This window comes from Ignavibacteriales bacterium (assembly GCA_016214905.1).
Lineage (GTDB): Bacteria > Bacteroidota > Ignavibacteria > UBA10030 > SZUA-254 > PNNN01.
The window spans coordinates 121022-139039 of the sequence record JACRMQ010000004.1 but is presented as its reverse complement, the minus strand read 5'-3'; the positions used below and the strand labels follow the sequence as shown (position 1 = coordinate 139039).

Genomic DNA, 18018 nt, shown 5'->3' with positions numbered 1-18018 from the left:
CTTTATCATAATAAAAGATTTTATTTTTCCCCGTCCTCTGGGCTTCGAATAACGCATTCTTTAAGCAGACTATCAACCCTCGGCAGTAGAAGCGTTCCTCGATATATTCGCTATACCTATACTCACGGTTGATAATATATTTTGTTTTGTAAATTTGTGTTTATCGATTCGTTCAACGATATTGCGCGAATACCTGATTGCACTCTCGAGCGGACAGTCTTCTATCATCACGATAATTTCATCGAATCCGAATCTCCCTACATGAAATATTCCCTCCAATTCTTCATGAACAATTTTCACGATATCTTTGAGCACAAGAGTCCCTACCTCCGATCCATAAGTATTCGTGATGATCTTAAAATTATCAACATCCAACGCTATTGCGCTAATCGGGATGTTCAGCTTCTCACTTTTCTTCACGACATCGTTCAGGCGCGACAAGAAAGAATGATATTTTTCAATTTCAAGATCGTGATCGAAGTTGTCGAGGCGTAAATTCTCTTCACAAATCAGAAATTTGTAATACGATATCGCCGCGATATCTGCCAGCAACTGGAATATTTCCACATCCTCTTCCTGGAAATAATTTTTATTTTCGCTATCGGCGAATAAGAATCCAAGTGTCTTTTGATGAATAGCTACCTGAACAATAACGCATGAACCGAAAGGATATTCCAACTTAATTTCATCGGCTAACACCGGATCACCGGAATTATCTTTCATCAAAATTGGTTTACCGGTCCAAAGCAAACGACCTATCGCGGATGTTGCAATTTTACTCTGATAATCTTTTACGAATAAATGCGATAACCCATGACTGGTGACAATGTTCAGGTATTCTGTCTTGGGATTTATTATAACGAATGCGCATGATCTGCATTTCAACACAGTACTCGATAGAATAATTATCTCATGAAATATACGTTCATGATGTGCAGTCGATTTCATCAGTCGTATAATGTTACTGGTCGACTTTAAAATTAATTCTTTATCGATAATCATGAGACCTCCACTGATTATTAAAATTGATGCAAAATATCTTGTATTTATTTAGAAAAAGGGATGAATATTCGGTATTCCATTGGAAGATGGGATTTGATAACGGTAACACCCGAAAATATGAACCATTCAAGACGGTATTCAATCAACAAGTTCCGTTTAGTATCATCGGAAATATAGATGAATCCTCAACAAAAATCAACTTAAATAATTTGGAAATCAATCAAAACCTATATATTCTATATGAATTCAAGACGAGCAATACGATCTAATTTATTTGAAATTTATGGAAAAGAATAAACCGAAAAACAGATTAAAAGATTGGGAATCGAATCTTTACATCCCAGCGTTACACAAAGGTAAAAAGCAGGAGAATGATACAACTATCAGTGAAGATAAAATTAAACCGCTTTATACTCCATTTGATGTTGATCTGAATTCTTATGAGAATACGATCGGGTATCCGGGTGAATATCCATTCACGCGCGGTACACAGCCGACGATGTATCGCGGAAAGTTATGGACGATGCGGCAATACGCCGGATTCGGTACCGCTCGGGAATCGAACGCACGATATCGCTACCTTCTATCTCAAGGGCAGACAGGATTGTCTGTAGCATTCGATCTACCGACACAAATCGGATACGACAGTGATGCACCGATTGCTAACGGTGAGATTGGAAAAGTCGGCGTTGCAATTGATACATTGGCAGATATGGAAATCTTGTTCGATAAGATTCCGCTTGATAAAGTTTCTACATCTATGACGATTAACGCCCCCGCTTCTGTTCTGCTTGCAATGTACATTGCAGTTGCAGAAAAGCAAGGAGTTAGCAAAGATAAAATAAGCGGAACGATTCAGAATGATATTTTGAAAGAGTACATTGCGCGGGGCACTTACATCTTCCCTCCGAAACCATCGATGAGGTTGGTGACAGATATTTTTAAATACTGTTCGAAGGAAATTCCGAAATGGAATACGATTTCAATTTCCGGCTATCACATCAGAGAAGCCGGCTCAACCGCCGCACAGGAAGTTGGGTTTACACTTGCGGATGGAGTTGCTTATGTTGATACCGCAATCAAAGCCGGATTGAATGTTGATGATTTTGCCGGACAGCTCTCGTTCTTCTTCAATGCACACAACGATTTGCTAGAAGAGGTTGCAAAGTATCGTGCCTCCCGTCGGCTTTGGGCCAGAATTATGAAAGAACGTTTTAATGCAAAAGAGCCAAAATCGATGATGCTTCGGTTTCATACTCAAACTGCCGGTTCAACTTTAACCGCTCAGCAAATTGATAACAACATCGTCCGTGTAACAATTCAAACACTTGCGGCGGTTTTAGGCGGGACGCAAAGTTTGCATACAAACTCGCGCGATGAGGCGCTAGCTCTTCCAACGGAAGATTCAGTACAGATTGCACTTCGCACACAGCAGATCGTTGCTCATGAGAGTGGAGTTACAAATACAATCGATCCGCTTGCCGGCTCGTATTACATCGAAGCTCTGACGGATCAGATCGAGAAAGAAGCCGAAGATTATATAAATCGAATCGATGCGATGGGTGGAATGACTGAGGCAATCGAAAAAGGATATGTGCAAGCTGAAATCCAAAAATCGGCTTACCGTTATCAGCAGGAAATTGAATCCGGAAAACGGATAGTAGTTGGAGTGAATAAATATCAGGTTAAAGAAGAAAAACCACCGAAAACTTTAAAGATCGATATGAAAGTGCCGGAAGAACAAATCAAGTTTCTCAACAAAGTGCGCTCGGAGAGAAACAATGCAGAAGTGAAAACAAAACTCGCAAAATTAAAATCCGCAGCTTCGAGTGATGAGAATCTTATGCCGCCAATCATCGATGCTGTGCGGAGTTATGCGAGTATCGGAGAAATATGCAACACACTGCGAGAAGTATTTGGAGAATATCAGGAGAGCATTATAGCATGAAACCAACACACATCGAACATATTGGCATTGCGGTGAAAGACCTGCAAGCATCAATCAAATTCTATGAGAATGTTTTTGGATTGAAATGCTATGCCATCGAAGAGGTACGAGACCAGAAAGTAAAAACCGCTTTTTTCAACGTCGGACAAACAAAGATTGAATTATTAGAATCGACTGAGCCGGATGGTCCAATCGCGAAGTTCATAGAGAAGAAAGGCGAAGGCATTCACCATATCGCGTTTGCTGTTGACAATGTTGAATCTTCGCTGGAGGAGATGGAATCTAAAGGCGTTCAATTGATTGATAAACAACCTCGTAAAGGTGGTGAGGACTTAAATATTGCCTTCCTCCATCCAAAATCAACAGGTGGTGTGTTGATAGAGTTGTGTGAGTAAAAAACTAAGGAAATCCATCTTTCCGAACTTGTTTCGGAATCTAAACGCAGCAAACCTGCTAGCCTTGTATAGATGCTGAAACAAGTTCAGCATGACGCAGGGACTTTTTTGACTTTCACCAGACCAAGGTTTATATTCTTCAGAGATTAAAATGGGACACATATGGTAATTAATAAACGAGCTTGCATTCATATCATGATGACCTTCCGATACGTTTGCCTATCATTATTGATGAGTTATAATCTTTTGTTCTCCCAGGATTCAGCACTTATTCACCGAGTCAGAACTATAATCCAAGCAAAAGAATATCACACAGCTATATCGATATTAGATAACTACATTAGAGATAATAAGGATATCAATAAGAAATATTTAGGAGATTTGTATTCTGCCTGCGGCTATTGCTATCAGATGCTAAATATTGATACAATATCAATCTATTATTATCGAAAAGCCATCGAAAATACAACAACAATTCCATACACCTATCATCAGATGGCAAAATACGTTTCCAAAACTGGTAATATCGATCAAGCACTTTCTTTAGCAAAAAAATGTATCACGCTGAAACCTGATTACGTTCAAACCTGGTTACTTATAACAGAAATTTATCAAAAGCTAAACGACAGCATTTCCTGGTTATCATCATGCCGCCGTGCGGCTTATCTGGGCGATAATAATTGCCACAAATTATTATCTAGTATTGGTGATGGTCTAGAATGGGATGTTAATGAAATTCAATCGGAAATTACCAAATCTGATTCTCCAGAGAGCTCCATTGTAGACGACACACTTGGTTTTTGGGGTACTTCTTATATTACAAATTATTACTCTCCTGGTCCTCCAGAATTTGTTCCTGTAGACAAACCCCCCATCCCAATTGTTAGCACAAAAAAAATATATTCAGGAATTGAGGATTTCATAAAAGATACTACTACCATTAATAATAACTTAGATACTATCAATCATCGAATTCCTGTGCCCTTGGTTGAACAGCGACCGAATGATTCTACAGATATTGTTTTGGTAAAGGTATTAATTTCCAAAACGGGGATTGTCGAGAAGTCTTTTGCATTTGCAAGCAGCAATTCATTATTTAATGATCATGCTTGTAATAAATTGAAGAAATGGAAATTCAAATCCGCAATGTTAGATGCAAAATGTTATGCTGTATGGGTTCTCGTCCCGATCAAGATTATTAATCCATAGAACATGATGAGAATAAATACAACGATTTTGCCTAATACTTAAATGTTCCTCAATCCAAGCGTATTGCCACACAACATCATACCAACCCCGACGGCAACCTCGGTGATGAAATCAATTTCTTAAATTCTTCCCATCTTTTTTGGGGTTTATCGGGTGTGCCGCCGCACTTCTCGATATACCGCTTCACCAAATCCTGTCCGAGATTATAGTTAATCACGTAACTGCGGTAAGTATCAAAAAAGCGCGTGCGTTGTAGCGCGCGGTCAGGTGACATGAGCGCGTACTTCACAAGCCATATCGCCGCTTCATCGCGTGTCATTGTATCGTTGAGATAACCTCGTGCGGCTTCGTTACCGGCATATCCTAACTTTAAAAACAGCTCATGGATTTGGTAATAACTTTCGGTTTTATTGCTATCCATACCGGCGATGGGAAATAAAATCTTTTTTTCAAATTCAATTCTATCTTTTCCGGGCAGAACCACATCGATACCGAAATTTGCCGTACCTTCTGCAATCAAAGATTGCGGACTGAACAAAGCATAAACCGATGCCTCCACCCATCCGTATTTTTTGTAGAGAATACTTTCAAGCAAAAAGTTATAGACATGATGTCCGGGATAACCTTCGTGCGCGGCAAGATCAACTGCACGATCGATGTAAATCGGCAGATCAGTATTCATTTGAATCAAGCTAAATCCACCGCCCTTGTACCAATTATATCCGCTCCAAGGTTTGTCGTTTACATACTCGATTGTAAAGCTTTCATTTTCAGGAAGCTCAATATATTCTTTCGTCCGTTGGCGGCACTCGGTAATTGCTGCCTTAAAGACTGAATCTAATTTATCTTTAGGAATGATAAATTCTTTTTTAAACTGGTCATATCTCTCGCTCACCGATCCATCACCGGGTAATAATTCATTCATCTCAGAAATAATTTTCTGAAAATGACTCTCCGGGTACGAAGGTGGATTTGCATCGTATAATGCTTTCGCTTCTTCGTCGAATGAATACTTCCTCCCTTCCAACATCTCAACGCGTGCTATCAGCGACTGTAACTGCGTTTTAAGATACTGCCATCGTAACTGAACGATTTCTTCTTCCCGTGCGCAATCAAGTGACTTCAATTCCGCTATTGCATTTTCAGCCGATGATTTTATTTCAGGGAGTGTGCGCCTCTCAGATTTTACTTCCTGAAGATAATCTACCGGTCCGTAATAAGCATCCACATAACTTCCGTCGTGCTGACCAACCGACAGAACGAGTTTAACGTATGATTCAGCGGTACGGTTGAGAACATCATGTATTTTAGTATCTGGCATAATAAATATGTTTCCTTTTATTGTATGTTTCTACCCTCTCCTTGTCCTCGACTTCGTCGACGACATCCCTCTCCCGTACACGGGAGAGGGTCACTGCTTAAACTTTAAAATCTTCTTCAAAACATTTTCAATATTATTGATGACTTCATCATTTTTTATTCTCAATATCTTGAATCCACGTGATATTAATTCTTCGAACCTCACTTCATCATATTCTTTCTGATTATCTTTCTCGTGAATACCACCTTCTAACTCAACAATAAGATTCAACTTTTCACTAAAGAAATCGACGACGTACCTCCCGATATGATGCTGGCGTTTAAACTTCAATCCATCAAGTTGATGTCGGCGTAATCGTTCCCACAATAATTTCTCTGGAATTGTGGATCTCTTACGCAACTGCCGCGCAACATCGATAATATAATGTGGATACGCAGACATAATGCTGTTTAACATCCCTCTCCCGCACGCGGGAGAGGGATTATAGGGTGAGGGTTACTTTCCACCCACAGTCATCTCGGCAACTTTGATAGTCGGACCAGTGATGGAATCTTTAAATTTCACATCGTTACCAACCATCTCGATACCTTTTAAAAGTTGACCTAGATTTCCTGAGAATGTAATTTCCGAAACCGGATATGTCAGTTCGCCTTTCTCAATCCATAAACCGTACGCACCGCGGGAAATATCACCGGTCGTTGGCACCAAACCGAATCCTATTGTGCCTGTCAGGAATAATCCTTTATCAACCGATTTGATAATTTCTTCGGGCGTAGATTTGCCGGGTGACAGATAGAAATTGTTCGCACCTGCACTGTTACCGGTAGATTTTAAATTTAATTTTTTACCGGCGTAAGTATCCATCAGGTAATTTTTAAGAACACCATTTTCTATGACAACCGTTTTTCTTGTGGGAACACCTTCACTATCGAACGGTTTTGTACCAGAGGCACCGGGAATAAGTCCATCATCAGTTACAGTCACGAGATCACTTCCAATCTTCTCACCGATTTTACCGGCAAGGAACGATTGCTTGAGATAAATGCTATTTCCGTTAATGCAATTATAAAGGAAACTCAGCAGACTTGCAGTCATCGGTGATTCGAACACAACCGGTACGTTCTGCGTATCAACTTTCTTTCCGCCAATGAGTCGTGTAACTCTATGAATCGCTTTCTTTGCAATCTCTTCTGGAGATTCTAATTCACTAAGAATTCTTGAAGAATCGTTCCATCCTTCATCGAAAAGATTCGGTTCTTCACCCGATTGCAGGTAAACACCTGATGAGCATGAAGTCCGTTTGTACGAACCGCTGAAACCGCTTGAGTTGGCAAGAAATGTTTCGCCGGTATATGTTCCATAAGACGAGCCATAGCTCTTCTTAACGCGTTTATCGGATAAACAGATTTTCTCGATCTCCATTGCTACCGCGATTTTTTTCTCTGGTAGAAGTTCAAGAATGGCCGGGTCCCACATTTTCAATTTTTCTACGTCTACGGATATCACTTCCTTTTCAGGAAGACCGGCAAGCGGATCGGAATTTGAAAGTTTCGCCCGCTCGATAGCGTTCTCAACTAGTTTTTCCAATGTTTCTTTTGAAAGGTCGGAAGAACTTGCGCGTGCCATCTTTCCTTCCACAAAAAGTCGAAGTGAAAGTCCTTTCGAACCGGCTTCAACCAATCGTTCCACTTCACCTTCACGAACATCGAGAGAAAACTCACTTCCCTGTCTGATTGAAACTTCTATTTGACTTGCACCTTTTTTCCGTCCAAGGGAAACTAAATCTTCGGCTAATTTTAAGAGATTATCGTTTTTCATTGTCGACCTCCTACCGTCATCTGACGAAGTTTGAGTGTTGGTGTACCGGCTGTCACTGCTGCTGATTGTCCATCTTTACCGCACGTACCGAGGAAGAATTCTGTATCGTTTGCTATCATCTCAACTTCATTCAGTATCTGCACATTTGTTCCAATCAGTGTTGCGTTCTTTACGGGCTTGGTAAGTTTTCCATCTTCAATCATGTAACCCATATTAACAGAGAATGTGAACTTTCCCGTATCACTCACTTGACCACCTTGATATGTTTCTGCGTAAAAACCTTTTTTCACTGACTTGATTATATCTTCCGGAGTCGCATCTCCTGGCGCCAATACTGTATTTCCCATACGGGGGATCGGATTATTTTGATATGTCTGTCTGCGTCCATGACCATCTAATTCCATACCCATTAATTTCGCGGAGAGACGATCTTGCAGATACCCTACAAGTTTTCCATTTTCGATCAGCATTTTTTTGGTTGGGATCGTTCCCTCATCATCGATATTAAGACTTCCTCGATAGTTTGGAATTGTTGGATCGTCATATATTGTAACGATGGGATTGGCAACCTGCTTGCCTAACTTATCCCACATAATCGATGTCTTCTTTCGATTGCCGTCGGCTTCGAGCGGATGACCGACTGCTTCGTGAATCATCACACCGGATTGATACGAACTTAACACGACAGGTTGTTCGCCTGCCGGCGGATCAATTGCTGAAAGAAGTGTTATCGCGTCTTGCGCGGCTTTCTTACCAACCTCTTTTGGGGTCATAATGTTCTGGTAAAATCCAAGTCCATAACGGCCACCCGCCGTTTTGAAACCTGTATTTCGAACTCCCTTATCTTCTGCAGTCGCAGATGCCATCATCATCACTTGGGGACGAACATCAGATATAAGCAATCCTTCGCTGTTTGCAATAGTAACGTATTGAATTTCATCCATCAATGAAGCTTGAGCTTTGACGATACGTGAATCATAAGATTTAACCGCCTCGTATGCTTCTTTCACAAGATCGACTTTTGGAGCGAGTCTCATCTCGTTAAGCGGAGATTTCAAATCGTACACTTGTAGATTCGACGATTTTTGTGTGAGATTAGCAACCGAGAGTTTCGACATCCCTGCCGCGATTGCGGCGGCAGTTAGTGCTGTCTGTTTCATCTTCTCGAAAGATAGATCATCCGTATAACCATAACCGGTTTGGGCTCCTTTAAGAACACGGATACCGACACCGAGAGAAATGTTCTCGGATGAATCTTTAATTATATCTTCTTCCATCCTTACAGAATTCAAAACACGGTACTCGAAAAACAATTCAGAAAACTCTCCTCCTTTTGAGAGAGCTATTTCCAAAATCTTCCTCATATCTTCCGGCGAGACGCCGAAGCGTTCTTCGAAGAATGCAGAAGAAGGCGGAGGGATTTTACCATGAGCGAGCAAATCAAACCACATTGCCGATGTAATTCCGGCAGCAAGTCCTGCCCCACTCTTCCTCAGGAAATCCCGACGATTCATGTCTGTCATATATTATTCTCCTGATTAAATATTTTAGTGGATATTTTTGGGCTATCTTTGATACGGTGAAATTATAAAAATGATACAAAATAAGAGATATTTATCTTAATTAGGTAATTCATTGGATAATGGTCCAGCTATTTATTATCACTTCCACTCCGGCACTCTGCCGCTTGTCCATGGTGCACCTGCCGCTTCCATTGCCTTCTCGAGCTTTGGCAGATCGACCTCTACAAGTGTGCGCAATTTCTGAAGCTCAATGGTAAAATCATCATTCGCAATTACGTATGCATCTTGAACTGTTTGAGTTGGACGCGAAGTCGAGCTGCTCATATCATAGACCACTTTGTTTACACGATCACTAATAGATAGTCGTGAATTTTCATTACGTGAACGTTTTGTTTGATCCCCGCGGAAGTTGCGGATTATTTCATTAAGCTGTGTCTCTAAAGAGAGCGCATCACTAACTAAATTATCGACAGGAGATGCAGTTTCGTTTAGTGCGCGTTTAATTGAAGCAAGTCGATTTTTTATTTCACCTGCCATCTGTGAAGCTCCACTGAATGCCCGCTGTAACTTTGCCGCTTTCTTCTGAAACTCAACCAACATTTTTCTATCATCAGGATTCATTTTATCCTGCTCGGGTACGTATGCTATAAACGACTGCGGCTCACCGAGCAGAGTGACAATGCCATTAACTTTTTTAGAGAGAGAGATTGTGTATTTCCCGGGCATCACCATCGGACCACCTTCCGGTTCATCATCACTACCAGGTGGCGGCGGTGAAGCTAGATATGGAAGCGGGTATCGCAAATCCCACGCTGTTCTGTTTATCCCTTTTGCATTTGCACCCATCAATTTTCTAACAACATTTCCATCTGCATCTGTAACAGTCAATATAATTGATGGTGCTTCCTCTTCATCTTCAGCCCTGAGTTCATCGAAAGTTGGATAACGGACAGGTTGTTTTTTCTTTTCTGCTTCTTTCTCAGATTCCTGACGAATTTCTTTCTTAGTTTTTAATGCATCTTTGATGTAATATGTAAAAGTTGCAGCAATCGGAGGATTCGGTGTGTTGAAGAATGACTCTCCCTGCGTTGCCTTCTTTGAACCACCAAGAGGATACGACTGCATGAACATCATCGCATCTTTGACAGGAAATGTAACAATATCTTTTTCAAGTATTTCTTTTTTTATTATGCGTAGCGGTGAATAATCATCAAGAATATAAAATCCCCTGCCGAATGTTGCCAACACTAAATCGTTTTCTCTTTTTTGGATTGCGATATCACGCACAGCAATTGTTGGAAGTCCGCTTTTCATTTGAATCCATTTCTGGCCGCCATCGACTGTGAAGAAAACACCAAACTCCGTTCCGACAAATAATAAATTCGGATTGATGTGATCTTCTGCTATTGCAAGAACTGGTCCGTTAGTCGGAAGATTTCCTTTTATTGATGTCCATGTTTTACCTGCATCGATACTCTTAAGGATATATGGATTAAAATCTGCCATCTTATGATTATCGAACGAGGTATAAACGGTATTAAGATCGTGTTGAGAAGTTAGTATTCTGCTGACATATGTTTTTTCCGGAACTCCGATAAACTTTTCATATTTCTTCCAGGATGTACCGCCATCTTCGGTAACGTGAATGAGTCCATCATCTGTTCCAACGTAGATCATACCTTCTTTCATTGGAGATTCAGAAAGAGCTGTGCAATTACCATAAAGCGAAGTTGATGCATTCTTCGCAACAGCGTCAACACTCCAGATTTTCCCCATAACTTCAAGTTGATTTCTGTCGATTTGCCGTGTAAGATCACCGCTTACAGGTTTCCATGAATCTCCGCGGTCATCACTCCGGAATAATTTATTCGCCGCGAAATATAAACGTGTATGACTGTGTGGACTTATGATAAGTGGTGAATCCCAGTTCCAACGCAATCCTTCTTCACCTTTTCCCGGCTGAGGTTGAATTCCAATTTCTTCACCTGTTCGTCTATCGTATCTAACAAGTCCGCCATACTGACTTTCGCTGTAAACTATATTCGGGTCTTCAGTATCTACCCGCGATTGGAATCCGTCTCCTCCTGTTGTAATAAACCAATCTTGATTGGTTATGCCTGAAGCATTACGTGTTCGGGACGGTCCACCAAGAGTTGAATTATCCTGCGTCCCGCCATAAACATAATAAAACGGTTTCGAATTATCGACACAGACATCGTAAAACTGAGTGATCGGAAGATTGGCAAAATAATCCCAAGTCTGTCCGCGGTCGAAACTCTCGTATAAACCGCCATCGCTTCCAACAATGTAATGCCGTGTATCTTCGGTATCAATCCACATCGCATGGTTGTCAACATGTTTTGATTTTTCTCCGAGTCTTGTAAACGTTTTTCCCGCATCATCAGATACCATTAGAAATACATCCATTGAATAAACTCTGTCAACATCTTTTGGATCGCAGTAGATGGTTTGGTAATATTGCGGACTGCCTGCTACATATTCGCCGCGCTTTTCCCAGTTTGCGCCGCAATCTAAAGAACGGAAAAATCCGCCTTTCTTTGTTTGTGCTTCAACCATTGCATATAGAACACGATTATCAACCGGAGAAATTGCTAATCCTATTCTGCCAACATCACCGCCTGGCAGACCGTTCTTTAATTTCGTCCATGTTGCACCTGCATCTGTCGATTTGTGAATACCACCATCGGGACCGCCGTCAATCAAAGTCCAAACATGCCTGCGTCTTTGGTATGATGCGGCATAAATAATATCAGGATTCTTTGGGTCAATCACCAGATCAGTTACACCCGTATTTTCATTGATGCTTAAAATATTATTCCATGTTTTACCGGCATCGGTTGTTTTAAATAATCCGCGCTCACCGCCGGCTCCCCACAACGGACCTTGGGAAGCTACATAAACAACAGATGAATTTCTAGGATCAACAACTATACGGGCGATGTGCTCAGATTTTTTCAATCCCATATTCTTCCACGATTTCCCTCCATCATCCGAGCGGTAAACACCATCACCATAAGCAACACTTCGCTGACTGTTATTCTCACCTGTTCCAACCCAAACAACTAATGGATTATTCGGATCGAGAGTTACACAACCGATTGAGTACGAACCTTGATCATCAAATATTGGATTCCATGTCGTACCTGAATTCGTTGTTTTCCAGACTCCGCCGGAGGCAACTCCTATAAACCAGTTTGATTTATCAGTTGGATTTATTGCAATAGAGGAAATTCTTCCCGACATAAGCGCGGGACCGATAGAGCGAAACTTTAGTCCCGAAAATGTTCCCGACTGCATCGGGTCTTTTGTTTTTGATGTATCTTCCTGCTTCGAATCTTTTTTCGATTCAGCGAATAAAGAAATTGTAAGTATGATGAATAGAGAGACAAAATTTAATAGAAATCTTTTCATAAAATATCTCCGTGCGAATGATGGTTTAATTGAAATTTGGAACTTTAGAATGTAAAGGAATGAAAAGAGAAATGCAAAAAAAGAATGACAAGCGATGAAAGAGAAAGATATTGAATTAATAAGAAATAAAGTGAAAGATTATATCTAAAGGATTATTGCTGCAAATTACCAATCAACATAATTATGTCTTGTTGTGTTAATGTTGGATATTTTTTCACAATTTTTGTTAACCATTCATCAAAAGGCTGTGGTTTTGAATGTGGTGTTTGACTATGGAAAAGGGTTTTGTTTGCTGCTATAGCATTATTTGCGTTGATAATATCAAATGGTGCGGCAGCTGCATGGAGACGTTCCTTTGTTATCCCCCGTTGATTGAAAGGAACATACTTTAACCTCACCAAAGTATAATATTGCCCATCTTGCTCAGGATCTACATTAACTCTTTCGGATGCGCCGGCGATGTCTTTCTTTTTTACCCATGTAACAGCACCCGGCACAGCACCATTGGTCAAACTATCTTGTGGAACATGATATTTTATCGATGGTAAACCAATTAATGGATCGATATTTCTGGTAGTTATTGCATCAATTGAGTCTTGTTCGTCTGCAAATAATGTATCTCCAGTCCAAGCTCTGCTAGAGATATGGTCAAACTCGGCAGATCCTTTTTTCAATCCTTCAAAAGGCATTCCTGAGCCAGATCTGAAATTTGCAAAATATGCTGCAAGCCTCATTGTATCCCTATCAATATAAACACTATCTGCTAAATCCGGAACGACATCAATTAAGACTCCAGATGTGTCCCGAGTTCCCTCTATTCTTGGCATTGTTCTAATAAATCCACCTGGATGATTTGGATTGATAATATGCCCCTTTAAATCAACATAATTCCCTCGAGGGATAACTAAAGCAAAATGTCCTGCTGAGTCTGTTAAAGCCCTTATTGTGTCTCCTAAATCATTGGTGGCCATGATTATCCCATTTCTGGGGTTGTTTTCAAAGTCAACCAATGATCCTGAAACATTTCTTGGTGGTGCTGGGAACATATACACACCCATTGTATCTTTATCGCCTGGCAAATATCCAACTTTAATCCATTTTGGATCATTTAGTAAACGAGTATAAAGTGTGTCTCCGTCGCTCGGCCTTATTTGAACATGTGCAATGCTGTCTGCTGGACTATTGCGATATTTTCCGCCACCTTTGTTTCCTGTTGTGCCTCCCTTTCTTGATGTGCTGTGAACAACTGGATATTGACTCCATAGTTCTCCACTTCTTGCAGTAACTGAATCGCCAAGCTCATTTTTTGCCATTATCCAGGCATCGACATTTTTGCCTTGGTAATCTTTAGCAACGACTCTGATATCTCTTTGAGGATCAACAATCACATGAACTTTTTGTCGTGCAACTCCGCCATTAGGTGACTCGACTTCAACTGTTGCTTCTGTCACACCATTTGAGTCTGATGTCAAACCCTTGACATAAAGAATCTGATTATTTCGAATGCCGAGCTGTGCTTTGCTCGAGTCATAAGGTAACAATCTAAATAGCAATAATGAATCAGATGAAATCTGACCGTTTTTCTCGAAGCCGGTAGCATATAACCATAAATCTATGCTACATGTATCGGCATGTGTATCATCCTCCATCAAATTAAAATTAGGAATCGTATCAAATAGTGGTACTATCGGAAATGGTGTAAGATAAACGTTCATTAAAGTATCAGACAAAATATCAATACTCAAACTTGTATCTTCAAACATGGGAAAAGTTAGGTTAGTTGAGATAAGGCTAACAAAGTAATGGAGACTATACTCGTTTAAATAATGCGAAGGAATATTCCGATTCTCGATTTGGTGATATGTAGACAACAATCCGCCAGAACCGCCACCAAAATAAACGAGCTTCTTCGCTGCCTGATTCGAACCAGAAACAAGTTTATAAAAATATACTCCGTTAGCAGTCGGAATACCATCATCGTTTTCTCCGTACCATAAAGCTCTATAAGAACCTGATGAGAGATGATTATTGATGATCGTGCGAACTTTCTGACCGAGTATGTTATATATCTCAAGCGATGTTTGAGATGATTGACCGATTTCGAACTTTATTACTGTACTTGGATTTGCGGGATTTGGATAATTATCTTCTAGGTTAAAACCAGACAAATTATAATTTTCATTTTGTATCGATGTTATATCTACACTGAATTGTATCTCATTTGATTCTCCTGAGAAAGAAGAATCAAGCGGTATTCCTGAACCATTCTTTAACAACGCTGAATAATTGAATATTGGTGTGGAATCAATAGAAGTAAAACATCTGATGGTTAATCGTCCCGTTACCTGAGCGCTAAGATCTATCCCTTGTAAAAATATGAAAATAAATAAATATCTAAAATGATTCAGTTTTTGCATTATCTTTCATTCTCTTCACACTGGGAGGGAGCGAAACTCCCTCCCAACTAATTTACTCAACTACTAACATACTCACTACTCACCCGCTCATTTCCATCATCCTCTTTATAGGGATGGCTGCTTTCCTAATCAGCTCATCAGATAGAATCATTTCAGGCGTTCTGTTTTTCATGCAGAGGTAAACTTTTTCCATCGTGTTCAACTTCATATATGGACATTGATTGCAGGCGCAACTTTCTTCGGGCGGGGCTGGAATGAATGTTTTTTCGGGACAAGCTTTCTCCATTTGATGAATTATTCCGGTCTCCGTTGCAACGATGAATGTTTTATCTGCAGATTGCTGAACATGCTTTAGCAACGCGCTTGTTGAGCCGATGAATGATGATTGATCCAGTACAGGTTCCTCGCATTCAGGATGAGCAATTATCTTCGCGTCAGGATAAAGCGATTTCAAATGAATAAGCTTTTTCAAACTGAATGTTTCGTGAACAACGCATGTCCCCTGCCATATCTCCATATCGCGACCAGTTTTTTTCTTCAAATAATTTCCCAGATTTTTGTCGGGAGCGAATAGTATTTTTTTATCAGCAGGAATTTGTCGGATTATTTTTTCAGCATTGCTTGAGGTGCAAATAATATCGCTCAATGCTTTGACTTCAGCCGAGCAATTTATGTAAGTAATAGAAACGTATCCGGGATGAGCATCCCTCCATTGCTTAAATAAAGGAGCAGGACAACCTTCGGCTAATGAACATCCTGCATTCATATCTGGGATGAGAACCTGTTTTTGCGGACTGAGTATCTTAGCCGTCTCAGCCATGAAATGCACTCCCGCAAAAACAATAACGTCGGCATCTGTGGATGCGGCTTTTCTTGATAGCTCTAAGCTATCGCCGACAAAATCTGCAATATCCTGTATCTCGGATTCCTGATAATAATGAGCGAGTAAAACCGCATTTAACTCTTTCTTGAGTTTATTGATTTCTGATTCGAGATCCAACGGTATCAAACCGGATGCATTCATATCGATAGAATTATTATTTATCTTTTGTTTATCCACTATTAAAAGATAATTAATGTTCTTCGAAGAATCAAAATGATGTTGATTTATTTAGGCGGTTGCTCGTCGGTGAGATTATTTTCTTTTTTAGCAGGTTCAGCCGATTGAGTATCATCGGTAATATCCTCGAACTGAGCTTCTTCGAGATGCTGAAAGTTTACATCATCCTCAGATTTGCGAGTCGTTCTTGTATTCATTCTGAAAAATGCTTGAACGATCTTCCATCCAAAATATAACAGCAAAACCCAGAGAATATATTTGAACATAAGAAATACTTTCTATCGTTGTAAGCTCGCAGGATTATAATATTCCACTGGTGCTTTGCCCGGACGGAATATTTCGTACAGTAAATCTTCGAACTCTGCTTCATTATGTACAAAATCGATCTGTGATGAATTGACGATCAGCAGAGGAGCCGATTTATATCTGAAGAAGAAATAATTATACGCTTCATTCAGATCGCGGATATATTGTTCCGACATGTTCCGCTCGATATCTCTTCCCCGCTGGCGAATGTTATTCATCAGCCGCGATACACTCGATTGAAGATAAACAACGAGATCGGGTGTTGGTATCGTGTGTTCGATAGCGGTTAGAACGCTTTCATATAGTTTGAGCTCATCGTCTTCGAGGTTAAGATAGGCGAATATTTTATCTTTTTCGAATATATAATCGGTGATTAGAAAACGATGGAACAAATCCGCCTGAACCAATTCCTGCTGCTGCTTGTATCTGTTCAGGAGGAAAAATATTTGTGTCTGAAAAGCGAACCGTTCGGGATCTTCGTAAAATTTCGGAAGAAAAGGATTCTCCTCGAATTTTTCAAGAACAATTTTCCCGGATAAGTGTTCAGCTAACATTTTTGTCAGACTTGTTTTTCCGGCACCGATCACGCCTTCTACAGCTATGTGCCGCAGTTCGGATTGTTCAATAAGTGTTTGTATGGGAGGTCGCAATTTATAGTCCGTTATTGGTGAATCATTTGAGCCAATTGATATTCGCTTTTAATTACTTTGTGCTGGTCTCTGCATTGGCGAAGAAGTGTTGCAATCGTTTTTTCCATTGTCGGGTGGATGGCAGTCGGAGCTATCTCGTTCAATGGTTCTAGGGTGAAACGTCTCGAATGCAACTGAGGATGCGGAACTTGTACCGTATGATCTTTATATTCAAACCCACGGTAAAGTAAAACATCGATATCAATTATTCTCGATTGCATGTGATGATGCGGCCGCCCACCGATTTTCTTCTCTATCTTTTTCAACCTCACGAGAAGTAAAGGCGGATCATCTGTGGTTTTGATAGACAGAACGAGATTGAGAAAGTTTTCCCCTTCAATCATACCAACAGGTTCCGTCTCATATATTGAAGAGACTGCATCAACCGGTCCGATTTTCGTTATCTCATCAACCGCGCGAGATAAATTATCTATGCGGTCGCCGAGGTTAGTTCCTAATCCTAAATATACCTGATACATTTTTTTATGAACGTGGTTCCACTACTTCAACTTCTACATAATCAATAACACCTTTAACAGGCGGATGCGGTTTCCGAACAGTGACTCTCACCAGATCGATCACCTGAAATTCTTTCAATAAACCGCGTGCTATCTCGGACGCGAGCGACTCTAACAAATAATGCTTCCGGCGTGTAACAGCATTTTTAATGAACGAATAAACCGATTCGTAATTCACCGTTTCCTTCAACTCGTCGGTGTCGAATGATGCCGATAAATCGGCATGAATTTCAACATCAACTTCAAACTTACCGCCTAAATTTTGCTCGTCAGACGCAACGCCATGATAGGCGTAAAACGAAGCATTCTTTATTCTGATGATATCTTTCTGGGGCATGGTATTTATTCGTACTGGAAAATATATAATTTTCTGATCAGAT

General features: G+C 40.4%; 15 protein-coding genes. 3 read left to right on the top strand and 12 right to left on the bottom strand.

Annotated features, from left to right (window positions below; genetic code table 11):
- Window positions 1-72: 72 nt before the first annotated feature.
- Window positions 73-1002, bottom strand: a complete 930-nt coding sequence (locus tag HZB59_02335) for a sensor domain-containing diguanylate cyclase (GenBank protein ID MBI5020248.1) — start codon at window positions 1000-1002, stop codon at window positions 73-75.
- A 283-nt stretch (window positions 1003-1285) separates the two neighbouring features.
- On the opposite strand from HZB59_02335, the gene HZB59_02330 reads away from it, so the two are divergent.
- From HZB59_02330 to HZB59_02320, 3 genes are all read left to right on the top strand, one after another.
- The gene (locus tag HZB59_02330) at window positions 1286-2950 is read left to right on the top strand and encodes a methylmalonyl-CoA mutase family protein (protein MBI5020247.1); all 1665 of its coding nucleotides are present in this window, start codon (window positions 1286-1288) and stop codon (window positions 2948-2950) included.
- Complete coding sequence (gene mce, locus HZB59_02325; protein MBI5020246.1) at window positions 2947-3345, top strand: methylmalonyl-CoA epimerase; 399 nt, start codon at window positions 2947-2949, stop codon at window positions 3343-3345. Before HZB59_02330 ends, mce begins: the two co-directional genes overlap by 4 nt.
- Window positions 3346-3507: 162 nt before the next feature.
- Complete coding sequence (locus HZB59_02320) at window positions 3508-4554, top strand: hypothetical protein (GenBank protein MBI5020245.1); 1047 nt, start codon at window positions 3508-3510, stop codon at window positions 4552-4554.
- Window positions 4555-4630: 76 nt separating this feature from the next.
- Here HZB59_02320 and HZB59_02315 read toward each other — a convergent pair whose 3' ends face one another.
- The 11 genes from HZB59_02315 to folB all read right to left on the bottom strand — a co-directional run bounded on the left by HZB59_02315 (window position 4631) and on the right by folB (window position 17975).
- On the bottom strand, window positions 4631-5875 hold the full coding sequence (locus tag HZB59_02315) for a hypothetical protein (GenBank protein ID MBI5020244.1): 1245 nt from the start codon (window positions 5873-5875) through the stop codon (window positions 4631-4633).
- Window positions 5876-5965: 90 nt separating this feature from the next.
- On the bottom strand, window positions 5966-6331 hold the full coding sequence (locus HZB59_02310; GenBank protein MBI5020243.1) for an endonuclease domain-containing protein: 366 nt from the start codon (window positions 6329-6331) through the stop codon (window positions 5966-5968).
- A gap of 39 nt (window positions 6332-6370) precedes the next feature.
- Window positions 6371-7693, bottom strand: a complete 1323-nt coding sequence (locus HZB59_02305) for a TldD/PmbA family protein (GenBank protein MBI5020242.1) — start codon at window positions 7691-7693, stop codon at window positions 6371-6373.
- A complete protein-coding gene (locus HZB59_02300; protein MBI5020241.1) occupies window positions 7690-9114 on the bottom strand; it encodes a TldD/PmbA family protein in 1425 nt (474 codons plus the stop codon). Before HZB59_02300 ends, HZB59_02305 begins: the two co-directional genes overlap by 4 nt.
- A 240-nt stretch (window positions 9115-9354) precedes the next feature.
- On the bottom strand, window positions 9355-12648 hold the full coding sequence (locus HZB59_02295) for a glycosyl hydrolase (protein MBI5020240.1): 3294 nt from the start codon (window positions 12646-12648) through the stop codon (window positions 9355-9357).
- A gap of 152 nt (window positions 12649-12800) precedes the next feature.
- On the bottom strand, window positions 12801-15065 hold the full coding sequence (locus HZB59_02290; protein ID MBI5020239.1) for a T9SS type A sorting domain-containing protein: 2265 nt from the start codon (window positions 15063-15065) through the stop codon (window positions 12801-12803).
- A 79-nt stretch (window positions 15066-15144) separates the two neighbouring features.
- On the bottom strand, window positions 15145-16089 hold the full coding sequence (nadA, locus tag HZB59_02285) for a quinolinate synthase NadA (protein ID MBI5020238.1): 945 nt from the start codon (window positions 16087-16089) through the stop codon (window positions 15145-15147).
- 83 nt (window positions 16090-16172) lie between these two features.
- The gene (locus tag HZB59_02280) at window positions 16173-16391 is read right to left on the bottom strand and encodes a hypothetical protein (protein ID MBI5020237.1); all 219 of its coding nucleotides are present in this window, start codon (window positions 16389-16391) and stop codon (window positions 16173-16175) included.
- A gap of 12 nt (window positions 16392-16403) precedes the next feature.
- Entirely contained in the window at window positions 16404-17069 is a 666-nt protein-coding gene (locus tag HZB59_02275; protein ID MBI5020236.1) for a deoxynucleoside kinase, read from the bottom strand.
- Between the two features lie 23 nt (window positions 17070-17092).
- Window positions 17093-17599, bottom strand: a complete 507-nt coding sequence (gene folK, locus HZB59_02270; protein ID MBI5020235.1) for a 2-amino-4-hydroxy-6-hydroxymethyldihydropteridine diphosphokinase — start codon at window positions 17597-17599, stop codon at window positions 17093-17095.
- Between the two features lie 4 nt (window positions 17600-17603).
- On the bottom strand, window positions 17604-17975 hold the full coding sequence (gene folB, locus HZB59_02265) for a dihydroneopterin aldolase (protein ID MBI5020234.1): 372 nt from the start codon (window positions 17973-17975) through the stop codon (window positions 17604-17606).
- Window positions 17976-18018 lie beyond the last annotated feature (43 nt).

What these genes read in the sequence shown, in the direction of transcription:
- HZB59_02335 (MBI5020248.1), bottom strand. Translation starts at nt 1,002, where the DNA reads ATGATTATCGATAAAGAATTAATTTTAAAGTCGACCAGTAACATTATA.
- HZB59_02330 (MBI5020247.1), top strand. Translation starts at nt 1,286, where the DNA reads ATGGAAAAGAATAAACCGAAAAACAGATTAAAAGATTGGGAATCGAAT.
- mce (MBI5020246.1), top strand. Translation starts at nt 2,947, where the DNA reads ATGAAACCAACACACATCGAACATATTGGCATTGCGGTGAAAGACCTG.
- HZB59_02320 (MBI5020245.1), top strand. Translation starts at nt 3,508, where the DNA reads ATGGTAATTAATAAACGAGCTTGCATTCATATCATGATGACCTTCCGA.
- HZB59_02315 (MBI5020244.1), bottom strand. Translation starts at nt 5,875, where the DNA reads ATGCCAGATACTAAAATACATGATGTTCTCAACCGTACCGCTGAATCA.
- HZB59_02310 (MBI5020243.1), bottom strand. Translation starts at nt 6,331, where the DNA reads ATGTTAAACAGCATTATGTCTGCGTATCCACATTATATTATCGATGTT.
- HZB59_02305 (MBI5020242.1), bottom strand. Translation starts at nt 7,693, where the DNA reads ATGAAAAACGATAATCTCTTAAAATTAGCCGAAGATTTAGTTTCCCTT.
- HZB59_02295 (MBI5020240.1), bottom strand. Translation starts at nt 12,648, where the DNA reads ATGAAAAGATTTCTATTAAATTTTGTCTCTCTATTCATCATACTTACA.
- HZB59_02290 (MBI5020239.1), bottom strand. Translation starts at nt 15,065, where the DNA reads ATGCAAAAACTGAATCATTTTAGATATTTATTTATTTTCATATTTTTA.
- nadA (MBI5020238.1), bottom strand. Translation starts at nt 16,089, where the DNA reads ATGAATGCATCCGGTTTGATACCGTTGGATCTCGAATCAGAAATCAAT.
- HZB59_02280 (MBI5020237.1), bottom strand. Translation starts at nt 16,391, where the DNA reads ATGTTCAAATATATTCTCTGGGTTTTGCTGTTATATTTTGGATGGAAG.
- folK (MBI5020235.1), bottom strand. Translation starts at nt 17,599, where the DNA reads ATGTATCAGGTATATTTAGGATTAGGAACTAACCTCGGCGACCGCATA.
- folB (MBI5020234.1), bottom strand. Translation starts at nt 17,975, where the DNA reads ATGCCCCAGAAAGATATCATCAGAATAAAGAATGCTTCGTTTTACGCC.